Annotated in this window: 18 protein-coding genes; 12 read left to right on the top strand and 6 right to left on the bottom strand. The window is 66.5% G+C overall.

What is annotated here, in order from left to right; translation table 11 throughout:
- Position 1: 1 nt before the first annotated feature.
- From FQU96_RS07480 to FQU96_RS07530, 11 genes are all read left to right on the top strand, one after another.
- Positions 2-1,507 carry a tripartite tricarboxylate transporter permease gene (locus FQU96_RS07480; RefSeq protein WP_146540243.1) on the top strand — a complete coding sequence of 502 codons (1,506 nt, stop codon included), beginning with the start codon at positions 2-4 and terminating at the stop codon, positions 1,505-1,507.
- Between the two features lie 190 nt (positions 1,508-1,697).
- Complete coding sequence (locus FQU96_RS07485) at positions 1,698-2,852, top strand: TAXI family TRAP transporter solute-binding subunit (RefSeq protein ID WP_146540244.1); 1,155 nt, start codon at positions 1,698-1,700, stop codon at positions 2,850-2,852.
- Positions 2,853-2,896: 44 nt separating this feature from the next.
- Entirely contained in the window at positions 2,897-4,066 is a 1,170-nt protein-coding gene (locus tag FQU96_RS07490; RefSeq protein ID WP_146540245.1) for a TAXI family TRAP transporter solute-binding subunit, read from the top strand.
- A gap of 26 nt (positions 4,067-4,092) precedes the next feature.
- Positions 4,093-6,336 carry a TRAP transporter permease gene (locus tag FQU96_RS07495; protein ID WP_146540246.1) on the top strand — a complete coding sequence of 748 codons (2,244 nt, stop codon included), beginning with the start codon at positions 4,093-4,095 and terminating at the stop codon, positions 6,334-6,336.
- Positions 6,337-6,353: 17 nt separating this feature from the next.
- Entirely contained in the window at positions 6,354-7,538 is a 1,185-nt protein-coding gene (locus FQU96_RS07500) for a CaiB/BaiF CoA-transferase family protein (RefSeq protein ID WP_146540247.1), read from the top strand.
- 145 nt (positions 7,539-7,683) lie between these two features.
- On the top strand, positions 7,684-8,688 hold the full coding sequence (locus FQU96_RS07505) for a tripartite tricarboxylate transporter substrate binding protein (protein ID WP_146540248.1): 1,005 nt from the start codon (positions 7,684-7,686) through the stop codon (positions 8,686-8,688).
- A 183-nt stretch (positions 8,689-8,871) separates the two neighbouring features.
- On the top strand, positions 8,872-9,906 hold the full coding sequence (locus FQU96_RS07510) for a TIGR03617 family F420-dependent LLM class oxidoreductase (protein WP_146540249.1): 1,035 nt from the start codon (positions 8,872-8,874) through the stop codon (positions 9,904-9,906).
- Between the two features lie 112 nt (positions 9,907-10,018).
- Positions 10,019-11,023: a tripartite tricarboxylate transporter substrate binding protein gene (locus FQU96_RS07515; protein ID WP_146540250.1), complete on the top strand. Its 1,005-nt coding sequence runs from the start codon at positions 10,019-10,021 to the stop codon at positions 11,021-11,023.
- A gap of 201 nt (positions 11,024-11,224) precedes the next feature.
- On the top strand, positions 11,225-12,370 hold the full coding sequence (locus FQU96_RS07520) for a cell surface protein (protein ID WP_370461355.1): 1,146 nt from the start codon (positions 11,225-11,227) through the stop codon (positions 12,368-12,370).
- Entirely contained in the window at positions 12,370-13,329 is a 960-nt protein-coding gene (locus FQU96_RS07525) for a DUF6384 family protein (RefSeq protein ID WP_146540252.1), read from the top strand. Before FQU96_RS07520 ends, FQU96_RS07525 begins: the two co-directional genes overlap by 1 nt.
- Before the next feature lie 4 nt (positions 13,330-13,333).
- Positions 13,334-14,716, top strand: a complete 1,383-nt coding sequence (locus tag FQU96_RS07530) for a hypothetical protein (protein ID WP_146540253.1) — start codon at positions 13,334-13,336, stop codon at positions 14,714-14,716.
- 159 nt (positions 14,717-14,875) lie between these two features.
- Here FQU96_RS07530 and FQU96_RS07535 read toward each other — a convergent pair whose 3' ends face one another.
- From FQU96_RS07535 to FQU96_RS07550, 4 genes are all read right to left on the bottom strand, one after another.
- Positions 14,876-15,343, bottom strand: coding sequence for a DUF3237 domain-containing protein (locus tag FQU96_RS07535; protein WP_146540254.1), 468 nt, complete (start codon positions 15,341-15,343; stop codon positions 14,876-14,878).
- 118 nt (positions 15,344-15,461) lie between these two features.
- The gene (locus FQU96_RS07540) at positions 15,462-17,081 is read right to left on the bottom strand and encodes a class I adenylate-forming enzyme family protein (protein WP_146540255.1); all 1,620 of its coding nucleotides are present in this window, start codon (positions 17,079-17,081) and stop codon (positions 15,462-15,464) included.
- A 125-nt stretch (positions 17,082-17,206) separates the two neighbouring features.
- Positions 17,207-17,560, bottom strand: coding sequence for a hypothetical protein (locus tag FQU96_RS07545; protein ID WP_146540256.1), 354 nt, complete (start codon positions 17,558-17,560; stop codon positions 17,207-17,209).
- Positions 17,561-17,573: 13 nt separating this feature from the next.
- A complete protein-coding gene (locus tag FQU96_RS07550) occupies positions 17,574-17,981 on the bottom strand; it encodes a rhodanese-like domain-containing protein (RefSeq protein ID WP_146540257.1) in 408 nt (135 codons plus the stop codon).
- Between the two features lie 140 nt (positions 17,982-18,121).
- On the opposite strand from FQU96_RS07550, the gene FQU96_RS07555 reads away from it, so the two are divergent.
- Positions 18,122-19,231 carry a rhodanese-like domain-containing protein gene (locus FQU96_RS07555; protein WP_218574643.1) on the top strand — a complete coding sequence of 370 codons (1,110 nt, stop codon included), beginning with the start codon at positions 18,122-18,124 and terminating at the stop codon, positions 19,229-19,231.
- A gap of 9 nt (positions 19,232-19,240) precedes the next feature.
- On the opposite strand, the gene FQU96_RS07560 is transcribed toward FQU96_RS07555, so the two are convergent.
- Both FQU96_RS07560 and FQU96_RS07565 read right to left on the bottom strand, forming a co-directional pair.
- Positions 19,241-20,035, bottom strand: coding sequence for a hypothetical protein (locus FQU96_RS07560; protein ID WP_146540258.1), 795 nt, complete (start codon positions 20,033-20,035; stop codon positions 19,241-19,243).
- Between the two features lie 7 nt (positions 20,036-20,042).
- On the bottom strand, positions 20,043-21,089 hold the full coding sequence (locus tag FQU96_RS07565) for a DUF3298 domain-containing protein (protein ID WP_146540259.1): 1,047 nt from the start codon (positions 21,087-21,089) through the stop codon (positions 20,043-20,045).
- Positions 21,090-21,280 lie beyond the last annotated feature (191 nt).

Raw genomic sequence — 21,280 nt, forward strand, 5'->3', positions numbered from 1 at the left:
GATGGACATCCTCAACAACCTCGCCGTCGGGTTCGGTACTGCCGTCACGCTGCAGAACCTGATGTACTGCCTGATCGGCTGTCTGGTCGGCACGTTGATCGGCGTGCTGCCCGGCATCGGCCCGGTCGCCACCATCGCCATGCTGCTGCCGCTGACCTTCAAGCTGCCGCCCGAGGCGGCACTGATCATGCTGGCCGGCATCTACTACGGCGCCGCCTATGGCGGATCGACGACGGCGATCCTGGTGAACCTGCCAGGCGAATCCTCGGCCGTGGTGACCGCGCTCGACGGCTACAAGATGGCGCAGAAGGGCCGCGCCGGCGCCGCGTTGTCGATCGCCGCCGTCGGCTCGTTCTTCGCCGGCACGGTCGGCACCCTGCTGATCGTCATGTTCGCCAAACCGCTCACGGAAATGGCGCAGAAATTCGGTCCGTCCGAATACTGTTCGCTGATGGCGCTGGGCCTTGTGGCAGCCGTCGTGCTGGCCAGCGGTTCGGTGATCAAGGCCATCGCCATGGTGTTCCTGGGCCTGCTGATCGGACTGGTCGGTACCGACGTCAATACCGGCGCCCAGCGCTTCACCTTCAACATCCCCGAACTCAGCGACGGCATTGATTTCGCACCCATCGCGATGGGCCTGTTCGGCATTGCCGAGATCATCGCCAATCTCGAGAAGCGCGCGTCGCGCAAAGTCGAGCAGACCGTGATCACGTCGTTGTGGCCGACCCGCGAGGAGGTGCGCCAGGCGTGGCCCGCGGTGCTGCGCGGCACGGGGATCGGCTCGATCCTGGGCGTGCTGCCGGGCGGTGGCCCGACACTCAGCGCCTTCTCGGCCTATACGTTGGAAAAGAAGATGTCCAAACGGCCGCAGGACTTCGGCACCGGTGTCGTGCAGGGCGTGGCCGCGCCGGAGTCGGCGAACAATGCCGCATCGCAGACGTCGTTCATTCCGATGCTGACCCTGGGCATTCCATCCAATGCCGTGATGGCGTTGATGGTGGGCGCCATGATCATCCAGGGCATCCAGCCCGGCCCCGAGGTCATGACCAAGAAGCCGGAGCTGTTCTGGGGCATGATCGCCTCGATGTGGATCGGCAACCTGATGCTGGTCATCATCAACCTGCCGCTGATCGGCATCTGGGTGAAGCTGCTGCGGGTGCCCTACCGCTTCCTCTATCCGTCGATCCTGCTGTTCTGCTGCATCGGTGCCTATTCGCTGCAGAACAGCACGTTCCACGTGATGACGGTCGCCATCTTCGGGGTCATCGGCTACATCTTCCTGAAGCTGGGCTGCGAAGGCGCGCCCTTCCTGCTGGGCCTGGTGCTGGGACCGCAGATGGAGGAGTACTTCCGGCGCGCCATGCTGCTGTCGCGCGGCGATGCCACGGTCTTCGTGACGCGGCCACTCAGTGCCGGGCTGCTGGCGGTCACCGCCATCCTGCTGATCCTGATGGCGCTGCCGGCGCTGCGCAAGAAACGCGAAGAGGCCTTCCAGGAAGACAACTGAAGCCCATCGCCTTTCACTGAAAAAGGGGAAGCCTCGCGGCTTCCCCTTTTTGTTTCGTCGATCGGCCGCCCGCATGTCGATGGGCGTGCCGCATAAGGGGTGGACACCGCGCCGCCCGTCTGTACCATGAACGGCGGTTTACGCTGAAAAAAGAGAACCGTCTTTACGGCGGCACTTCAGGGAGGACTCGATGACTGCCCGCGTTGCGGCGGCTGTGGCCGCGTTTGTCTGCGTTGTCGCCAGTGCACTACCGTGTCTGGGCCAAGGCAAGCTACCGACCGAGATGGCATGGACGGCCTACGATACCGGCTCCTCCGGCTTCAACATCGCGGTCGCCATCGGCCAGCAGTTCAAGCAGAAGCATAGTAGCGACCTGCGCCTGTTGCCGTCGGGCAACGATACCGGCCGCCTGGCGCCGGTGCGCGCCGGACGCGCCATCGCCTCGCAGATGGGCATCGGCACCTACTTCGCGCAGGAAGGCGTGTTCGAGTTCGGCCAGAAGGCCTGGGGACCGCAGCCTACGCGCCTGCTGATGACAGCGACGTCATGCAATGGGCTGGGCCTGGCCGTCGCCAAGGATGTCGGCGTGAAGACGGCCGCCGACATGAAAGGCAAGCGCCTGGGTGTCGTGGTCGGCTCGCCGGCGCTGACGCAAGGCGCCCTGGCGCTGCTGGCGTTCGCCGGCCTGAGTGCGAGCGACGTGAAGGCGGTCGAGTTCTCGTCGAACAACGCCATGTGGAAAGGCATGGTGAACAACGAGACCGACATCGCGCTGTCGTCGACCATCTCGGGCCAGTCCAAGGAGATGGACACATCGCCGCGTGGCGTCACATGGCCGCCGATGCCGGCTGCCGACAAGGACGGCTGGGCGCGCGTCCATAAGAAGGCGCCCTACTTCGTGCCGGTCAAGGCGACCTGCGGTTCCGGCGGCCTGAGCGACGACAAGCCGGTCGAGATGGCGGGCTATGCCTATCCCATCTTCATGACCTACGCCGATCGCGGCGACGAGCAGATCTACCTGATCACCAAGGCGATGATCGACTCCTACCCCGACTACAAGGCCGGTGCGCCCGGTGCCGACGGGATGGCGCTCGACAAGCAGAATTTCACCTGGGTCGTTCCCTACCATCCCGGCGCCATCAAGGCGTTCCGCGAGAAGGGCGTGTGGACCGACGCGGCGCAGAAGCACAACGATGCGCTGATCGCACGCCAGCAGGTGATCGCGACGGCATGGAAAGCCTTCGGCGCCAACGCGCCGTCCGACGAGAAGGAATTCGCCACCGGCTGGATGAAGGCACGCGCCGAGGCCCTGAAGAAAGCCCGCATGGACGTGATCTTCGAATAGACTGGCGCGCCCGCGCCGGACCCGCATCGTACCCGGAGGTGAGCATGCCGACCATCACGAGGCATTCACGGGCGGCCACGATCTGCGCCATCGCCATCGCCATCGCCATCGCAACACCGGCGGCAGCACAGGACATCAAGCTGCCGCAGACACTGACCTTCACGGCCTACGACACCGGCTCTTCCGGTTTCAACATCGCCGTGGCGGTCGGCAAGATGCTCAAGGACAAGCACGGCACCGAGGTGCGCGTCCTGCCGGCCGGCAACGACGTGGCACGACTCGCGCCCCTGCGGGCCGGTCGCGCGCAGGTCTCCGCCAACGGCACCGGCACATACTTCGCGCAAGAGGCGGTGTTCGAATTCGCCGCCCGCGAATGGGGGCCGCAGCCGGTCCGGCTGCTGCTGGCCTCCAACGACTGCAACGGCGCATCGCTGGGCGTCGCCAAGGACACCGGCGTCAAGGCCGCCAAGGATCTCAAGGGCAAGCGCATCGGCATGGTCGTGGGCTCGCCGGCACTCAATCAGAACGCACTGGCGGTCCTGGCCTTCGGCGGCCTGACCACTGCCGACGTAAAGCTGGTCGAATTCTCGGGCTACGGCGCGATGTGGAAGGGCGTGCTCAACAACGAGGCCGATGCCGCCTTCGCTTCGACCATCTCGGCGCAGCCCAAGGAAGTCGACACCTCGCCGCGCGGCTTGCTGTGGGTGCCGACGCCACGTGCCGACACGGCCGGCTGGCAGCGCATGCATAAGCTGGTGCCGTACATTTTCCCGCACAACGCAACCTGCGGTGCCGGCATCTCGCCCCAGGCCCCGCTGGAGACCGGCACGTTCCCTTATCCGATCTTCATGGGCTACGCGTCGATACCGGCCGACACGGCCTACGGCCTGACCAAGGCGATGATCACGGGCTACGACGCCTACAAGGACGCCGCGCCCGGCGCCGCCGGTCTCGACGTGAAGCTGCAGAAGCTGGAGTGGGTCGCGCCGTTCCATGACGGCGCCATCAAGGCACTCAAGGAAGCCGGCGTCTGGACCGATGCGGCGCAGAAACACAACGACGGGCTATTGCGCCGTCAGAAGACGCTGATCGAGGCCTGGGCGGCCTTGCAGAAAGCCAACCCGCCCGACGATGCCGAAGCCTTCCGCAAGGCCTGGATGACGGCGCGCGCGGCGGCACTGAAGAGCGCCGGACTGGATGTTGTGTTCGAGTAGGGTGCGTTGCCGGCGGGAGAAACGGCATGGTTGATGTCGCCAAGAAGGTCACGTTCGATGACCCCCATGTCGCGACCGGGCCGGTCGAGGCCGAGACGACCCGCGTGCGCACCCTGCAGGGGCCATGGCGGATTGCGCTCATGGCGCTCACGGCGGTCACGATCTTCCTGTGCATCAACCAGCAGTTCGGCCTGCGCTTCTTCATCGGGTTCACGCCGCTGAACACCGAGTATTTCTACCTGCTGATCCTCTGCATGCTGCCCTTCACGTTCCTGATCTTCCCGGGCAGCACGCGGGCGGCGACCGATCGCCTGCCCTGGTACGACATCGTCTTGTTCGTCGTCACGGCCGCCGCAGCCGTCTACCTGATGATGCACATCCGCAAGTCCGCCGAGCTGGGCTGGGAGTTTGGCGGCGCACCCACCGGCGTGATCTGGGCCGGCTACGTGATGTGGTTCGTGCTGCTGGAAGCGCTGCGCCGCACCGGCGGCTGGAGCCTTCTGCTGTCGGTGCTGCCGTTCACCATCTATCCGTTGTTTGCCGAGGCGCGCTGGCTGGGGCCGCTGAAAGGCAACCAGTCGACCTGGGAGCAGGCGTCCGCCTATCACATGCTGTCGACCGAGAGCCTGCTGGGCATTCCGATCCAGGCCTTCGCCGACACCGTGATCGGCTTCCTGGTGTTCGGCACGGCGCTGATGATGACGGGCGCCGGCAAGTTCTTCATCAACCTGTCGTTCGCGCTGTGCGGCACGTTCCGCGGCGGCGCCGCCAAGGTCTGCATCTTCGCCAGCGGCCTGCTGGGCATGATGTCGGGCAGCATCGTGTCCAACGTGCTGACTGCCGGCACCATGACCATCCCGGTGATGAAGCGCACCGGGTTCCGCGCCTCCTATGCCGGCGCCATCGAGGCGTGTGCTTCCACCGGCGCGGTGCTGGCGCCACCGGTGATGGGCGCCACCGCCTTCGTGATGGCGCAGTTCATGGGTGTGACCTACGCAGAGGTCGCCGTCGCCGCTGTCATCCCGGCCCTGCTCTACTATGTCGGCCTCTTCATGCAGGTCGACTCCTACGCCGCGCGCCATGGGCTAAAGGGCTTGCCGCGCAGCGAGCTGCCCAGCGCCTGGGAATCGATCAAGGACGGCTGGTACTACGCCTTCGTCATTGTCCTGCTGATCGTGATGCTGCTGTACTTCAAGCGCGAGAGCCATGCGCCGTTCTATGCCACGGCGCTGCTGCTGGTTCTGAACCAGTGGGCGCAGCCCGGCGCCTGGCGCCTGTCCAACACCCTCAACTGTCTCGCCGCACTGGCTGCCACCGTGGCGATGGTGCTGACCAGCGACGGGTACGCCAAGGCGATGGCGCTGCCCGCCGGCACGCCAGGCGGCAACGCCTTCGATGCCTGGATGAACGCCATTCTGCTGCCGACCTTGGGCGGCATGCTGCTGCTGGTGCTGCTCAACGAGGTGTTCGGTGCCAAACGCTGGGGATTGGCGAAGTACCTCGCCTTCCTCGAGGTCAACGGCAAGACCTTCGTCGAGCTGATCGGCATCCTGGCCGGCTGCGGCCTGCTGATCGGCGCCTTCTCCATGACCGGCGTGATCTCGAGCCTGGCCAATGACCTGCTGGCATTGGCCGGCAGCAACGCGCTGCTGCTGCTGGCGATGTGTGCCATCACCAGCCTGGTCCTCGGCCTGGGGCTCACCACGACGGCCTGCTACATCTTCCTCGCCATCCTGGTCGGGCCGGCCCTGGAAAAAGCCGGCCTCAACAAGATGGCCGTGCACATGTTCATCTTCTACTGGGGCATGCTGTCGTCGATCACGCCGCCGGTGGCCATCGCCTCGTTTGCCGCCGCCGGCATCGCCGGCGCGCCAGCGATGAAGACGGGCTGGGAGTCGATGTGGGTGGGCAGCATCATCTACTTCATTCCGTTCTTCTTCGTGCTCAATCCCGCCTTCGTGATGCAGGGTTCGCTCAGCGAAGCGCTGTACCTGACAGTGACCACCGCCATCGGTACGCTGTTCATCTGCGGCGGCATCCAGGGCTATCAGGCCGGCGTCGGCGATCTGCGCGGGGCGGGCATGCTGGAATGGCCGTTGCGCGTGATGCTGGTGATCGGCGGACTCGTGCTGGCGACGCCCGGCGGCGGCATCATGCCGCTGGGCAACACGGCCATGGAGTTACTCGGCCTTGCGATCGTGGTACCCACGGTGCTGGTGGCTCTATGGCTGGTGCGTCGCTCGGCAGCGCACCCCGTGGTGCCGGTGTAAGCAAGGAAAGTGACGACATGCCTGGGATTCTCGACGGAATTCGCGTTCTTGATTTCGGCCGCTACATCGCCGGCCCCTACTGCGCCGCCCTGCTGGGCGACCTTGGCGCCGAAGTGATCCGCATCGAGAAACTGGACGGCAGCGAGGATCGCTGGACGGCGCCGGTGGTGCCCGACAAGGAGGGCATCACCTTCCTCCAGATGAACCGCAACAAGCTCGGCCTCACGCTGAACCCGACCAAGCCGGCCGGCCGCGAGGTGGTGGCGCGCCTGGTGAAAACAGCCGACGTGGTGGTCGCCAACCTGCCGGCCGACACCCTGAAGGAGATGGGGCTCGACTACGAGACGCTGTCGGCCATCAACCCGCGCATCATCCTCGCCACCACATCGATGTTCGGCTCCGAAGGCCCCTACTCCAAGCGGGTCGGCTTCGACACGATCGGCCAGGCGATGTCGGGCGCGATGTACCTGTCGGGCTGGGGCGACCGGCCGATGCGGATCGCGGTTCCCTACGTCGATTTCTCGACCGCTTATCTCAACACCATCGGCGTGCTGGCGGCGCTGATGGAGCGGCAGACCTCGGGCAAGGGCCAGAAGGTCGAGACGGCGCTGCTCAAGAGCGCGCTCAACGCCTCCAACTCAATGCTCATCGAGCAGCAGGTCATCGACGCCAATCGCACCGCGATCGGCAACCGCGGCTGGACGGCGGCACCCTCCGACTCGTTCAAGTGCACCGACGGATGGATCTATGCCATGGCGATCGGCCAGCCGCTCTTCGTGCGCTGGGCCAAGCTGATGGGCGAGGACAGCTGGCTGAGCGACCCGCGCTTCAAGGACGACCTGCAGCGCGGCAACCACGGCGAACTGATCAGCGAGCGCATGCAGACCTGGTGCGGCACGCGCACCGTCGCGCAGGCGCTCGAAGCGCTGGCCGAAGCGCGCATCCCGGCCGGCCCCGTCTACAGCCCGCAGCAGGCGCTCGACGATCCACATGTGAAGGACCAGAAGCTGTTCAAGCAGGTCGAGTTCCCCGGCGCCAAAAAGCCGGTGCCCTATCTCGATGAGGCGGTGAAGCTGTCACGCACGCCGCTGGAGATCCGCCGGCGGCCGCCGACCTTGGGCGAACATACCAACCAGGTCCTCGAGGAGGTCGGCTACAGCAAGGAGGACATCGCCAAGCTGCGCAAGGAGCGCGTGGTCTAGTCGCGGTGCCGCTGAACCGGAACCCGGGAGCGCGGGCGTCTCGCCCGCTCATGTCCTGCGAAATCAGCGCTTCCGCCTCGACGCGGGCCAGAGGCCCGCGCTCCCAGGGGTATGAAGCCGGCATATCCGAGTTGGGGAGGAATCGATGAGCAAAGATATCACACGGCGCCGGCTGGTGCGCCGCGGCGTGGCATGGGGTGCCGCCGCGGCCGGTGCCCCGGCATTGCTGGCCGGCACAGCATCGGCGCAGGCATGGCCCAGCAAGCCGGTGCGCGTCATTGTCAGCCATCCGCCCGGCGGCCTGACCGACGCCTTCGCGCGCGCCTATGCCGAATACATCTCCCAGAAGGTCGGCCAGGCCCTCGTGGTCGAGAACAAGACCGGCGCCAGCGGTATCATCGCCGCCGACTTCGTGGCCAAGTCGCCACCCGACGGCTACACGTTGCTGGTGACCATCTCGACCACGCTGGTCATGAGCCAAGCCCTGTTCAAGAGCCTGCCGTTCGATCCCAACAAGGATTTCGTGCCGATTTCGTTCATGGACGCCGGCCACCTGCCGTTCATCGTCCACAAGTCGGTGCCGGCGACCAACGTCAAGGAATTCGCCGCCTGGGCGAAGAATAACAAGGTCAGCATCGGCAGCTATTCGCCGGGCTCCTACTCGCATGTTGCTGCCGCCGAGCTGAACAAGGCGCTCGGCCTGCAGATGGAAGTCGTGCACTACCGCGGCGAAGGGCCGATGTGGCAGGACATGCTGGCGGGCACGATCCACGCCGCCAACGGCAGCGTGGCAGCCGCCACCAGCGTGCTGCAGACCGGCGCCGGCCGGGCCATCGCCGTGCCGCAGACGAAGCGCATGAAGAAGCTGCCCGACGTGGCAACGTTCCTGGAACAGGGCGTCAACGCCAAGGCGTTCCAGATCCGTGGCTGGGTCGGTCTCTTCGCGCCGGCCGGTACGCCCGAGGCGATCGTCCAGCGCCTGTCGGACCTGATGGTCGAGGCCGGCAAGACACCGCGTCTGCGCCAGATGCTGGACACCTTCGGTATCGACGAGTCCGCGACCGACCACACGACCTTCGCGCAGATCCTGCGCGACGAGAATCCCATCTGGATCGACCTCGTGAAGCAGCTCGGCATCGACCCGCAGTAGACGGTGGATGTGCTTTTCTGTCGTCCTGAGCGCAGCGAAGGCCCTTGCGGTGGTTGGTAAAGGATCGGCGGCGCTGACGATCATCCGCGCCAGTGTTCCTTGATCGCAACACCGCGGGATCCTTCGCTTCGCTCAGGATGACGGCAAGGCGCGATTCCGGGAGGGTCAGAGGAGGAGAAAGCGATGGACTTCGATGTCATGACACGCGCCAGCACCTGGGATCAGGCGGCCAACCTCGCCCGCCGCACGGAAGCGGCCGGCTTCTCCGGCATGCTGTTCACGGAAGGCCACCAGGTGCCGTGGATGAACATCGCCGCCGCCGCGTTGGCGGCGCCGTCCCTGCACCTGTCGACCGGCATCGCGATCGCCTTCGCGCGCAGCCCGATGATCTCCGCACAGATCGCCTGGGAGTTGGCGCAGAACACCCGGGGCAAGTTCCGCCTCGGGCTCGGCAGCCAGGTGAAGGCGCACATCACCAAACGATACGGCAGCACCTTCGACAAGCCGGCGCCCCAGATGAAGGACTACGTGCAGGCCGTGAAAGCCTGCCTGTCCGCCTTCCGGCGCGAGGGGCCGCTGAACCACGACGGTCCCTACTACAAGCTCAATCTGCTGACCGAGCAATGGACGCCGTCTCGCCACGACTACGAGGACGTCAAAGTGGACATCTCGGCCGTCGGGCCGATCATGGTCCGCGTGGCCGGCGAGGTTGCCGACGGCGTGCACGTGCATCCCATGCATTCGATGCACTACATCAAGAACCGCCTGCTGCCGGGCCTCGCCGAAGGCGCGGCCCGCGCCGGCCGCGATGCCGCCAAGATCGACAAGATCATCCCCGTCATCGTCGCGGCGGGCGATACGCCGGAAGGGCGGGCCACGCCGATCAAGGAGGCCAAGACGACGCTCGCCTTCTATGGCGCCACGCCGAACTATGCCTTCCAGTTCGACGACCTGGGCTACACCGGCATGCGCGACCAGTTGCGCGACTGCCTCAGGTCGAATGACAGCGCGCGCAGCGAAGCGCTGATCACCGAGGAGATCCTCAACCATTTCGCCGTGGTGGCGCGCTGGGACGACGTCGCCGACCGCCTGATCGAGCGCTACAAGGGCATTGCCTCGCGCCTCGTGATCTACCTCGCCTCGCACTGGCGCGAAGTCGATCCCAAGGTTCTCGAACGCTGGGGCGAGGTGGCGCGCGCGGTGCGCAAGGCGGCGTAGAGCGGAAGCTGATGTCATCCCGAGCGTAGCGAGGGATCTCGTGAGAATGGAGTCTCCGTTCGCGGAAGATCCCTCGCTACGCTCGGGATGACAGTTTGGTCGGAGGACGACGATGAGCCAGGACACCACACGGCGCCGGCTGCTGCACCAAGGTCTGCTGGTCGGCGCTGCCGCTCTCGGCGGCCCAGCCCTGGGATCCGGGCCGGCGCGGGCCCAGGCGTGGCCCAGCAAGCCGATCCGCATCGTGGTCAGTTTTCCGCCCGGCGGCCTGACCGATGCCTTCGCGCGTGCCTATGGCGATCACATCGCCCAGCGTGTCGGCCAGCCCGTGGTGGTCGAGAACAAGGCCGGCGCCGGCGGTATCATCGGTGCCGACATCGTCGCGAAGTCGCCGCCCGACGGCTACACGCTGCTGTTCACCATCGCCACGACCATGGTGATGAACCGCGTTCTCTATAAGAGCCTGCCCTACGATCCGGACAAGGATTTCACGCCGATCTCGTCCATGGGCGCGGGCCACCTGCCGTTCATCGTCCACAAGTCGGTGCCGGCCACGAACCTCAAGGAATTCGCGGCCTGGGCCAAGACCAACAAGGTCAGCGCCGGCAGCTATTCCGCCGGCTCCTACTCCCATATCGCCATTGCCGAGCTGAACAAGGCGCTGGGCATCAACATGGAGGCTGTGCACTACCGCGGCGAGGGGCCGATGTGGCAGGACCTCACCTCGGGCGCGATCCAGGCCGCCAGCGGCAGCCTGCAGGCGGCCGCCGGCGTCCTGCACACCGGTATCGGCCGGCCGATCGCCGTACCGCAGACCACGCGCATGAAGAAGCTGCCTGACGTGCCGACCTTCCTGGAACAGGGCGTCACCGCCAAGGCGTTCCAAATCAACGGCTGGGTCGGATTCTTCGCACCTGCCGGCACACCGGACGCCATCGTCGAGCGCCTGTCCGATCTGATGGTCGAAGGCGGCCAAACCCCGCGCATCCGCCAGATCCTCGACACCTTCGGTATCGACGAGGCTGCCAAGGACCGCAGGACTTTCGCTCAGACCATGAAAGATGAGAACCAGATCTGGATCGATCTCGTGAAGCAGCTTGGCATCACGCCGCAGTAAGCGTTTGCTTTCCCTGCCTTTGTTCACTGCTGCCGCGAGGACCCGTCGGCCGGGCACGCCATCATTGCGTGACCGCGCAATCATTTTTATCTGCGTGCGCCCGATTGACGGATGTCGGGATCATCACACTTTTGGTAAAGGGTAGCGCGTCGTGCAGGTCCACAGGAGGGATCGGTGAGCGAAGTCGTCGTCCAAACGCCGATGCAGTATCTCGACAAAGCGGTGGGTGCCTTGCGCGACCTCGGCCTGATGCCGGCCAAACAGGAGCCGGCGCCGATCAACGCGCTGCTGGAGAAGATCTCCGACCTGGAGCCCGAGAAGGTGCAGGTGATCGCCCGCACCCTGGGCCACGCCGCCGTATTCAACGAAGTGGTGCGCGATCAGATCGCGGGCATGACGATCGGCGATCGCTACAAGGCGATTACGGCAGGCTTCGATTCCATCCGCGATGACGCCAAGCGCATGGTCGACCAGCTGTCGGACTCCAAGCTCGACATCATGGAGCGCGCCACCAATGCGTGGATGAAGATCTCGCGCGGCGACATTGCCGACCGCTTCGACAAGGTGAAGGAGATCTATCTCGAGGTCACCAAGGACACCAAGGGCCAGATCGATCGCGAGCACACGATCCTCGAGTCCTACCGCGACTACAGGGGCGCGCTGAAGCAGGCAGAAGTGCTGGCGCTCGAGACGCTGAAAACGGCGACGGCCAAGCTTGACGGCGCCCGCGCGACGCTGAAGGAAGCGTCCGACAAGGTGGCCGGTTTCTCCGGCAGCGAGCCGGCCGAGCGCGCCCGCCTGGAGCTGGCACGCGACGAGCAGCTGCGCCAGGTCCAGGATGAGGAAAAGCGCTACCAGATCGCCAAGGACCTCTCGGACAACCTCACGATCTCGTACAACACCTCCGATGTCGTCATGGCGCGCCTGCAGCAGACCACCAACGCCAAGGAACGCATCTACGCCCAGTCCGTGACCTTCTTCTCGACCAACGACTCGGTGCTCACTGCGCTCAAGGCGTCGTTCACCGGCATGTTCGGGCTGCACGAGTCGACGGCCACGCTGGATGCCATGAAGGACGGCATCTCCAAGTCGCTCGATACGCTGTCGGAGATCGGCGCCAAGGTGCAGGAAGCGGCCATCAAGTCGGGTTACGGCCCCACCATCCGCGCCGACGCCGTCAAGAAGCTGGTCGACTCCGTCGTCAACTACCAGGAGCGCTCGCAGCAGATCATCGGCGAGATGCGGACGCTGGCGACCCAGAACGCAGCCGAGATCCGCGACGCCGTCGAAGACGGCAAGCGGCGGATCGCCAAGCTCGTCGCCGACGGACAGGCCCTGCCGCTCTGATGCCGGCCGACTCGCCTGCCGGCGCGGCCGCCGCACCGGCCGTGCCGCGCGCCAAGCTCGACGACCTGATGCTGGCGATGGACGTGGTCGACACGCTGCGCCATCGCGAGCGCCTGGTCGAGCGCGAGCTGGCCGAGGAGGTCCGCGAACAGCAGCTGATCGAACGCCTGCGCGATCTCTACAAGAGCCAGGGCATCGAGGTGTCCGATGCCACGCTCGCCGAAGGCGTCAAGGCGCTCAAGGAGAGCCGGTTCGTCTACACGCCGCCCAAGCCCGGGCTGGGCCGCACGCTGGCCACGCTGTGGGTGAACCGCGCCACGCACGGCAAGTGGATCGGCGGCGTGCTGGTCGCGCTTGTCGCAGCGGCCGGCGTCTACCAGTTCGCGGTCGTGGGCCCGCGCGAGCGCGACGCCCGGGCTGCCCAGGTCGAGCTGACGGAAACCCTGCCGCGCCAACTGGCCGCGGCGCACCAGGCGATCACGACCGAGGCCCAGGTACCGGTCGCGCGCCAGCGTGCCGATGCCCTGCTCGCCCAGGGCCGCGCCGCGCTCGAACGCGGCAACGCGGCCGATGCACGCCAGGCCGTGACCGAGCTCGACCGCCTGGCCGCGACCCTGCGCCAGGAGTACACGCTGCGGATCGCCGGACGGCCCGAGGACCAGACCGGCTTCTATCGCGAGCATCCGAGCTTCCAGGGGCGCGCCTACTTCGTCGTCGTCGATGCGCTGGATGCCAACGGCAACGCGGTGCGCCTGCCGGTCCGCAACGACGAGACCAGCCAGACCGAAACCGTCTCGCGCTTCGCCGTGCGCGTGCCGTTGGAGACGTTCAACGCCGTGCGTGACGACAAGGCGAAGAACGGCATCGTGCAGAATGCGCGCCTGGGCGAAAAGCGCCGCGGGTACGTCGAGCCCGACTTCCGGATGCCGGTGCTCGAAAGCCGCATCACACGCTGGTGAGATCATGTACACCGGACGCGACGCCCTCTCCTCCATCGAGCAGGCCATCAGCCGGGCCCGCGCCGACGAGAGCCGGCTCGAGAGCGCGCTGCGCTCGGCCAGCGACGAGGCCGCGCGCTTGCGGCGCGAGGAAGCCGAGGGCTTCCGGGCGCTGGCCCGCATCAAGCTCGACGCGATCACAAGCGACAAGGTCATCGGCGACCTCGACGCCACCGAGCGGCAGGCGCTGGCGATGATCGAGACGCACGAGCGCGCGACCCAGGACCTGACGCGACGACGCGACGAGACCCAGGCCACCCTCGACACGGCGGAAGCTGCCAAGCACGACGCCGACCAGGCGCTGGCCGATGCCCTGCAGGTGCTCGATCAGCAGCGCCAGCGCACGGCGGACCGGGTCAGGGCAATGAGCGACTGGCAGGCCGCGAAAGCCGCCGTCGAGGCCGCCACGAAAATCGCCGCCAACGCCGACGAGAAAGCGGCGCTCGCCGAGGCCGACCTCGCCGCCAAGCGGCAACCCTACGAAGCCGATCCGCTGTTCATGTATCTGTGGACCCGCCGGCACGGCCAGGCCGAGGACACCAGCGGCAATCTGGTGCGCTTCTTCGACCGGCGCATCGCCCGTCTGGTGGGCTACCCGGACGCGCGGGCGAACTACGCCATGCTGCAGGAAATCCCGACCCGGCTGCGCGAGCATGCCCAGGGCACGCAGCAGGACGTTGCGGCCGTGCAGGCGCATGTCGCCACGCTGGAGCGGGCGGCCCTGGTCGCCGATGGCGCCGAGGCGCTCGAGGCGAAGGTCACGGCGGCCGAAGCCGCCGTGAAGGCCGGCGAGAGCGAAGTCCTGAAGATCACCGCCGACCTGCAGGCCATCGAGGCCGAGCGGCAGAAGGTGTTCGGTGTCGGCGACGGGGGTATCTATGGTGGCGCCGTCTCGCTTCTCGCCGACGGGCTGGCGCACGATGACCTGCGCCAGCTCTACGACGAAGCCCGCCGCACGCCGAGCCTGGCCGACGACGAGGTGATCAGCGCGATCACGACGGCGCGTGCCGCCTATGAAAAGGCCGACGGCGAGGTCGCCCGCATTCGCACCAGCATCCGCGACATGGCCAACCGCCGCTGGGAGCTCGAAAGCTCCCGCGACCGCGCCCGCAGCCAGGGCTACGAGGATCCGCGCGGCACCTTCGACGACAACAACCAGGTGCTCGACGTCATCGGCACCATCCTGGGCGGCGTCCTGCGCAGCGGCGTCCTCGATCGCACGCTGAGCGACAATCACCGGTCCTCGGGCGGCTCGTCATGGCCCGGATCGTGGGGCGGTGGCGGCAGCAGTTCCAGCAGCGACGACCGCGGATCGGGCGGCGGCTGGCGCACCGGCGGCAGTTTCTGAAGGCATCAACCTCATCCTGAGGAGGCCGCGCAGCGGCCGTCTCGAAGGATGGCTACTGACTCCGTGCGGTTGCCCACCCTTCGAGACGCTCGCTCCTCAGGGTGAGGTCTGTGCGTACATTGGCGCCTATGAGCGGGCGGGACGCCCGCGCTCCCGGGATTACAGCACCTGGAACACGTCGTAGATCGGGCCGGCGGGTTCGCGGCGGCCGACGCCGACGCTCATGATGCGGTTCAGGAACGAGTACTTGTCCGACGCGGTCTCGAACAGCGGCGCGCTGCGGAAATAGTATTCGGACGGATCGACCTTCTCGCCCTTATTCAGCCGCTCGATCACCCATTGTGGGCCGTGCCGCATGCCGCGATAGCTCATGTAGATCAGCGCACCATCGTGCGTGCGCAAGGTGATGCGCACGTCGAGCATCAGCACGCCGTCCTTGCGCAGCAGCAGCCAATCGCCGCCCGGCGACGGCAGCACCGTGCCGCGCAGCTCCTCACCCTCGAACCGGCCGCCCGTCACCGTGGCGATGCGGCGATTGCCGTAGGGCGTGGCGCCGAGATCGTTCATCTCGCCGACCTCGAGCGAGATGGTGAAGAGGTGCGCGGTCCTGAGTTCGACGTCGCTCATGATGTGTCCTTTTGTTCCTGCTGCATACCCCGGGAGCGCGGGCCTCTGGCCCGCTCATGTCAGGCGAAAGCAAAACTTTCGCCCTAATGCGGGCGGGACGCCCGCGCTCCCAGGCAACTCAAATCCTGCTGCCGCGGCCTTCCCAGAACGGTGCCCGCAGCTCGCGCTTCATGATCTTGCCGATCGTGCTGCGCGGCAGCGAGTCGCGGAACTCGACGCCGACCAGGCGCTGCGTCTTGCCGAGCTGGCCGTTGGCCCACGCGAGGATGGCCGCGGCGTCGGCCGCAGCGCCATCGCGGCGCACCACCAGCGCCAACGGCGACTCGCCCCACTGGTCGCTGGGAATGCCGATCACCGCCACGTCGATCACGTCGGGATGCTTCAGCAGCAGCACCTCGATGTCGGCGGGATAGACGTTGAACCCGCCGGAGATGATCATGTCCTTGCGCCGGTCGAGCAGCTCGAGAAACCCGTCGGCATCGAAGCGGCCCATGTCGCCGGAGCGGAAATACATCAGGCCGTCCTTGTCGTGCCAGAACAGCTCGCGCGTCTTGGCCGCCTGCTTGTAGTAGCCTTTCATCATCATGGCGGCGCGGCCGACGATCTCGCCGATCTCGCCCCGCGGCAGCTCGTTGCCGGCCTCGTCGATGATCTTCATCACGCAGCCCAGGCCGGGCTGGCCCACGGTGTGCAGCTTGCCGGGATGCAGGTTGGCTTCCAGGGTGCACGAGCCGCCGCCTTCGGTGAGCCCGTAGATCTCGACCAGCCGGCCGGGCCAGCGCTTCAGGCAGTCGGCCTTGGTCTGGGCCCGCAGCGGCGCGCTGGTCGACAGCTTCATCTTGAACGACGACAGGTCGTAGCGATCGAAGTCCGGGTGCGCCAGCAGGCGCTGGTACTGGACCGGCACCAGCATGGCGTGCGTAGCGTGCTCGGCCTGGGCCAGCTCCAGGAACTGCACGACGTCGAACTTCTTCATCAGCACCACCGTGCCGCCGTGCTGGATGGTGGGCAGCATGCCGGCGATGGTGGTGTTGGAGTAGAGCGGCGTCGATACCAGGGAGATCGTGTCGGGCGCGAAATCGAAGGCCGCCAGCCGGTCGCGCATCAGCGAGCGCATGCGGTGCGAATGCAGGATGCCCTTGGGCAGCCCGGTCGTGCCGGAGCTGTAGATGATGTTGAAATCGTCCTCGGGATCGATGTCGGCGTGGAACGGCGCATCCGACTGCGCGCCGACCCAGGCCTCGTAGCCGGTCCAGCCCGCGCGCGTGAAATCGAAGGCGATGCGGCCATCCGGCACCAGCTTGTTCAGGCGGCCTTCCGCCGGCGCCACCAGGTCGAGGAACTGGCGGCCCAGGAAGAACATGCGGCTGTCGCTGTCGTCGAGCATGCCCTCCAGCGCATCGACGGCGCCCATGGTCGACAACGGCACCACGCAGACGCCGGCGCGCAGGGCGCCCATGAAGACCTCAAGATACTCGATCGAATTGATCGCCAGCACCGCGATCTTGTCGCCCTGCCGCAGGCCGCTCGCCGCCAGCGCACGCGCCACGCGGTTCAGGCGGCGATCGAAATCGCCCCAGGTGATCGCGCGTCCCTCGCACTTCACGGCGATGCGATCGGGTGCCGCAGCCGCCGTCTGGCGGATCATGTCGGGTGTCGCCTCGAAAGGCGGCAGGTCGCCCACATTGGCGGGCTTGATGTACTCGACAGACGGCGCGGCAGCGGTATCGGGCGGCATGGTGGCTCGATCTGGTTAGGCCATGTGCCGGCTTAGCGCGACGCCCCCATCGGCCGCAAGCGCCGCGGCGTGAAGGCATCGCGGATCTGGCTTGCGGGCTTCACGATGCACGGGCGGCGGGCCGCTCAACCCGACGCCACCCGCTCCCACTCCGTTTTGTACCCGCTCGCCGTCAGCCGTTGAATGCGGTTGAAACGCCGTTTCAAATAGCCGCGGACCGCTTCGATGAAAGCCGGCGCCGCGATCTCCTGCGTTGTGTTGCGGCCGCGGAACGGGCCGAACAGGGCCACGGTGTCGATCGCATCGGTATAAACCCGAGCCCGCGCGAACACGCCGTCCTGCTCGAATTCGTAGTCGATGAAGTTGTACCACTGCTCCAGTTCACCGCCGTTCCAGATCTCGTCGACTTCGTGATGGATATGGACGGGTCGGATCGGGTCGCTCTCGGACCCGACATAGCCATCAGGCGCCGCGGCCATGGACCGGCGGCGATCAGCGCTTGGGCTCGACCGTTTCGATGGGGGCGCCGGCCTTCTTCCAGGCACCGTAACCGCCCTCGATGTGGCACACCGGGGTCAGGCCCATGTCCTGCGCCGTCTTGGCCGCCAGCGCCGAGCGTACACCGCCGGCGCAGAACATCACGAACCGGTTGCCGGACTGGAAGAAGTCCTTGGCATAGGGGCTGCCGGGATCGATCCAGAATTCCAGCATGCCGCGCGTGACGTTGATGGCGCCGGGGATGCCGCCGTCGCGCCAGATCTCGCGCGGGTCACGCAGGTCGATGAACGTCACGTCGGACTTGCCGTGCGCCGCCTTGGCCTCGTCGACGGTCCAGGTCTCGACCTGGCCCATGGCCTCCTCGAACATCTGCTTGACGCTCTTCTTGATCGCGAGCGGCATCCTTCCCTCCACGGCCACCGGTGTTGTGATCTCATAGTGTCGCCGCGCGGCATTTGCCGCAAGCGGCGCGCTGGCGCATTGGCGCCGCCGCCATCGCACCGTAGAATGCGCCCGGTCACCTCCAACCCGGGCAGAGGACGATGCTGATCTTCCGGCAGCTCTTCGATCCGACCTCGTCGACGTATACCTACCTGCTGGGCGACAAGCGCGGCGGCGAGGCGATCATGATCGACCCGGTGTTCGAGCAGGTGCGCCGCGACGCCGCACTGGTCGTCGAACTGGGCCTGCGGCTGACCTGGACCTTGGAGACGCATGTCCATGCCGACCATGTGACCGGGGCATGGCTGCTCAAGCAGCGCATCGGCAGCCGCACCGCGCTGGCGTGCGACAGCGGCGCCGCCGACGCCGACCGCTACCTGGTGCATGGCGACAAGATCGCGTTCGGCCGGCGCTATGTCAGCGTGCGCGCGACGCCGGGCCATACGGGCGGCTGCCTCACCTACGTGCTCGACGACGAGAGCATGGCCTTCACCGGCGATTGCATCCTGATCCGCGGCTGCGGCCGCACCGATTTCCAGCAGGGCAATCCCGGCGCCCTCTATCGCTCGGTACACAACCAGATCCTCACCCTGCCCGACGGCTGCCTGCTCTACCCGGCGCACGACTATCGCGGCCTCACCGTCACCAGCGTCGGCGAGGAGCGGCGCTTCAGCCCGCGGCTGGGCGGCGATATCGGCGAGGACGATTTCACCGGCTACATGAACAACCTCGGCCTGCCGCACCCCAAGCAGATCGACGTGGCGGTGCCGGCCAACCTGCGCTGCGGCCGCCCCGACGACGAGGCGGCGGCACTGGCCGAGCCGACCTGGGCGCCGCTGCGCTACAGCTTCGCCGGCATCTGGGAGGTGCAGGCGCTGTGGCTGGAAGAGCACGCACGCGAGGTGCAGGTGATCGACGTGCGCCAACCCGAGGAGTTCACCGGTCCCCTGGGCCATATCAGCAACGCCACGCTGATCCCACTGGGTGAATTGGCCGGCCGCACCGGTGAACTCTCGCACGAGCGCCCCATCGTTGCCGTCTGCCGCGCCGGCGGCCGCTCGGCGCAGGCCACCGTCATCCTGCAGAAGGCCGGTTTCAAGGATGTCGCCAATCTTGCCGGCGGCATGCTGCGCTGGCGTGCCGAGGGCTGCGCCGTGGACGGCGGCGAGGCACTGCCGCGCACGGTCGAGGCGGACAGCTACGTGATCTGACGGAGTGCCCTACTGCGTACGCCAGGCACCGTCCTTCAGCACCAGCCGGATGGTCAGAGGTTCCGATTGTCCGCGCTTTTCGTCGATCAGCACCGCACTGCTGTCTGATGCCCAGCGGACGACAAACGTGACCTCGGGATCCTCGGTAGGTTCCCAGACGATCTTCTCGGGCACGGCACCGTTGGATGTCAGCGTCAGCACCTGCAGCCATCGGCCCGAATGCGGCGAATCATCCCAGGCCAGCACGCGGCTGCGATCGGGTGCCACCATCGGCTGCCCGCCGGTGATCGTGATCGCGCCGTTGGTGGCCGCGATGACGTAGTAGTACGTCTCCTCGTAGCCGCTGACACGAACGCTGTAGTAGCCGATGTCCGGCAACCAGGCGTCGAACGCGTGTTCCTTGTGGTTCTCCCAGCCGAACAGGCCCTGATCGAACAGCCGCAGATGCTTATCGTGCGCGATCGACAGGGTCAGCATCGTGCCGTTGCGGGCCACCCGCGGCGGTGGCTTGGAATCCGATCCCGCCGGCGGCAGCGGCGGCACTTTCGCCAGCGCCTGCGCCTCCTCCATCCAGCGCTCGCGCTGGTCGGGCGCCACGACCATGCCCTGCAGACTCTCCGCCATGGCCTGCGGCGAGGCCCAGCCAATCGGTTCACCGTCGGCGAGCAGCGCGTTGATCTCGCTGCTGAGCGGCGGCACCCAGGGCTGCGGCCGCTGGGCCTGCGACGCCGCCGGCAGCGCGAACATGATGGCGGCGGTAGCCAGGATCAGGCGGCGGTTGAGGATCGGTGCTTTGAACATCATGGCGCGCTCAACGCACCTTCGACGCCAGCGGCCCGTCGCGGCGTATCAGCGTGGCGATGCGGCTGTACGGCAGCCTGACGAGATAGGATCCAGCCGCGTAGGGGCCGACTTCGTAGGCGTCGAACGTCACGTCGATGCCATCGCCGCGAACCTGCCACCGGCGTGCCTCCTTCAACAGCGGCGCCAGCTTGGCCGGTTCCAGCGCATCGTCGAACCCGGGCTGCGTCTGGAACTGCTCCTGCAGATCCGCCTGGATCATCTTGAAGAAGACCGCTTCATAGCCTGGGGTGAAAAGATCCGCCGGCGTCACGACCTTGCCCGACGGGATGTCGACCATCGTTGCGGTCACCCAGGCATTGGGGTGCGCACCGCCGGCATACACGTTCATGCCTTTCACGACGGTCACCAGCGTCGGCGTTGCAAACGTGAGCGAGGTCGTGAGTTCACGGCTCCAGTCCTGATCCCGCCCGCCGACCACGTCATCCCGGTTGGGCTTGTCAAAGACCTCCTTCGTGTCATCCAGCAATGCCGCGTTGAGGCGGCCGTAGTCGACGCCGGGACGGCTGAATTGCGCGTAGATCGCCGAGAAGGCGTAGCGGATCCCTGGGATCGACCCGGCCTCGGACCTCATGCGGGACGAAATGAAGGGATAGTCGCGGCCCGTCGGCATGCTCTTGAGCCAGGCGGCGCGCAGGTGATTGAGGGCCGACAGGCATTCCTGGGTCGCGATCCGTTTCTTGTCCGCCGTGTCGGGCTCGATCTCACCGAGCGTCCGCGGGCTGTCGCACATCGGCGCACGCGCCGCCAACCACGCGGTTTGATCGTCCTGAAGATGCTGCCGAGCATTGCCTTCCAGCGCGGCAACCAGCTGACCGTACGCGCCCGACATCGCCTTGTCGGCAAACGCCAGCTGGCTTTCGGCACACGCGATCCGATCCGGCATCGCACGCGCCTTGTAGCAATCGATGCCGGGCGGTGACTGGGCGAACGCGGCGCTCGCCAATCCCCAGCAGACGGCAGCCAGAGGAAGAGAGCGCGTTACGTGCGACGGCATGGGACACCACCACCATTCGTGATGACAGATGAGTAATTGCTCATCGTGTCAAGATTTTGTTAGCCCGCGAAGCGAATTTGCAAATTCTCAGCAGCCGCGGCGCCTAAAGACCGCAAACCAAAAGCCGTGCCGACATTGTCAGCCACCTGAAAAATCACGCCCCTCCGATCGACCTCCTCCCGGTCCGAGTC

The sequence above is a fragment of the Reyranella sp. CPCC 100927 genome (genome assembly GCF_007859315.1).
Lineage (GTDB): Bacteria > Pseudomonadota > Alphaproteobacteria > Reyranellales > Reyranellaceae > Vineibacter.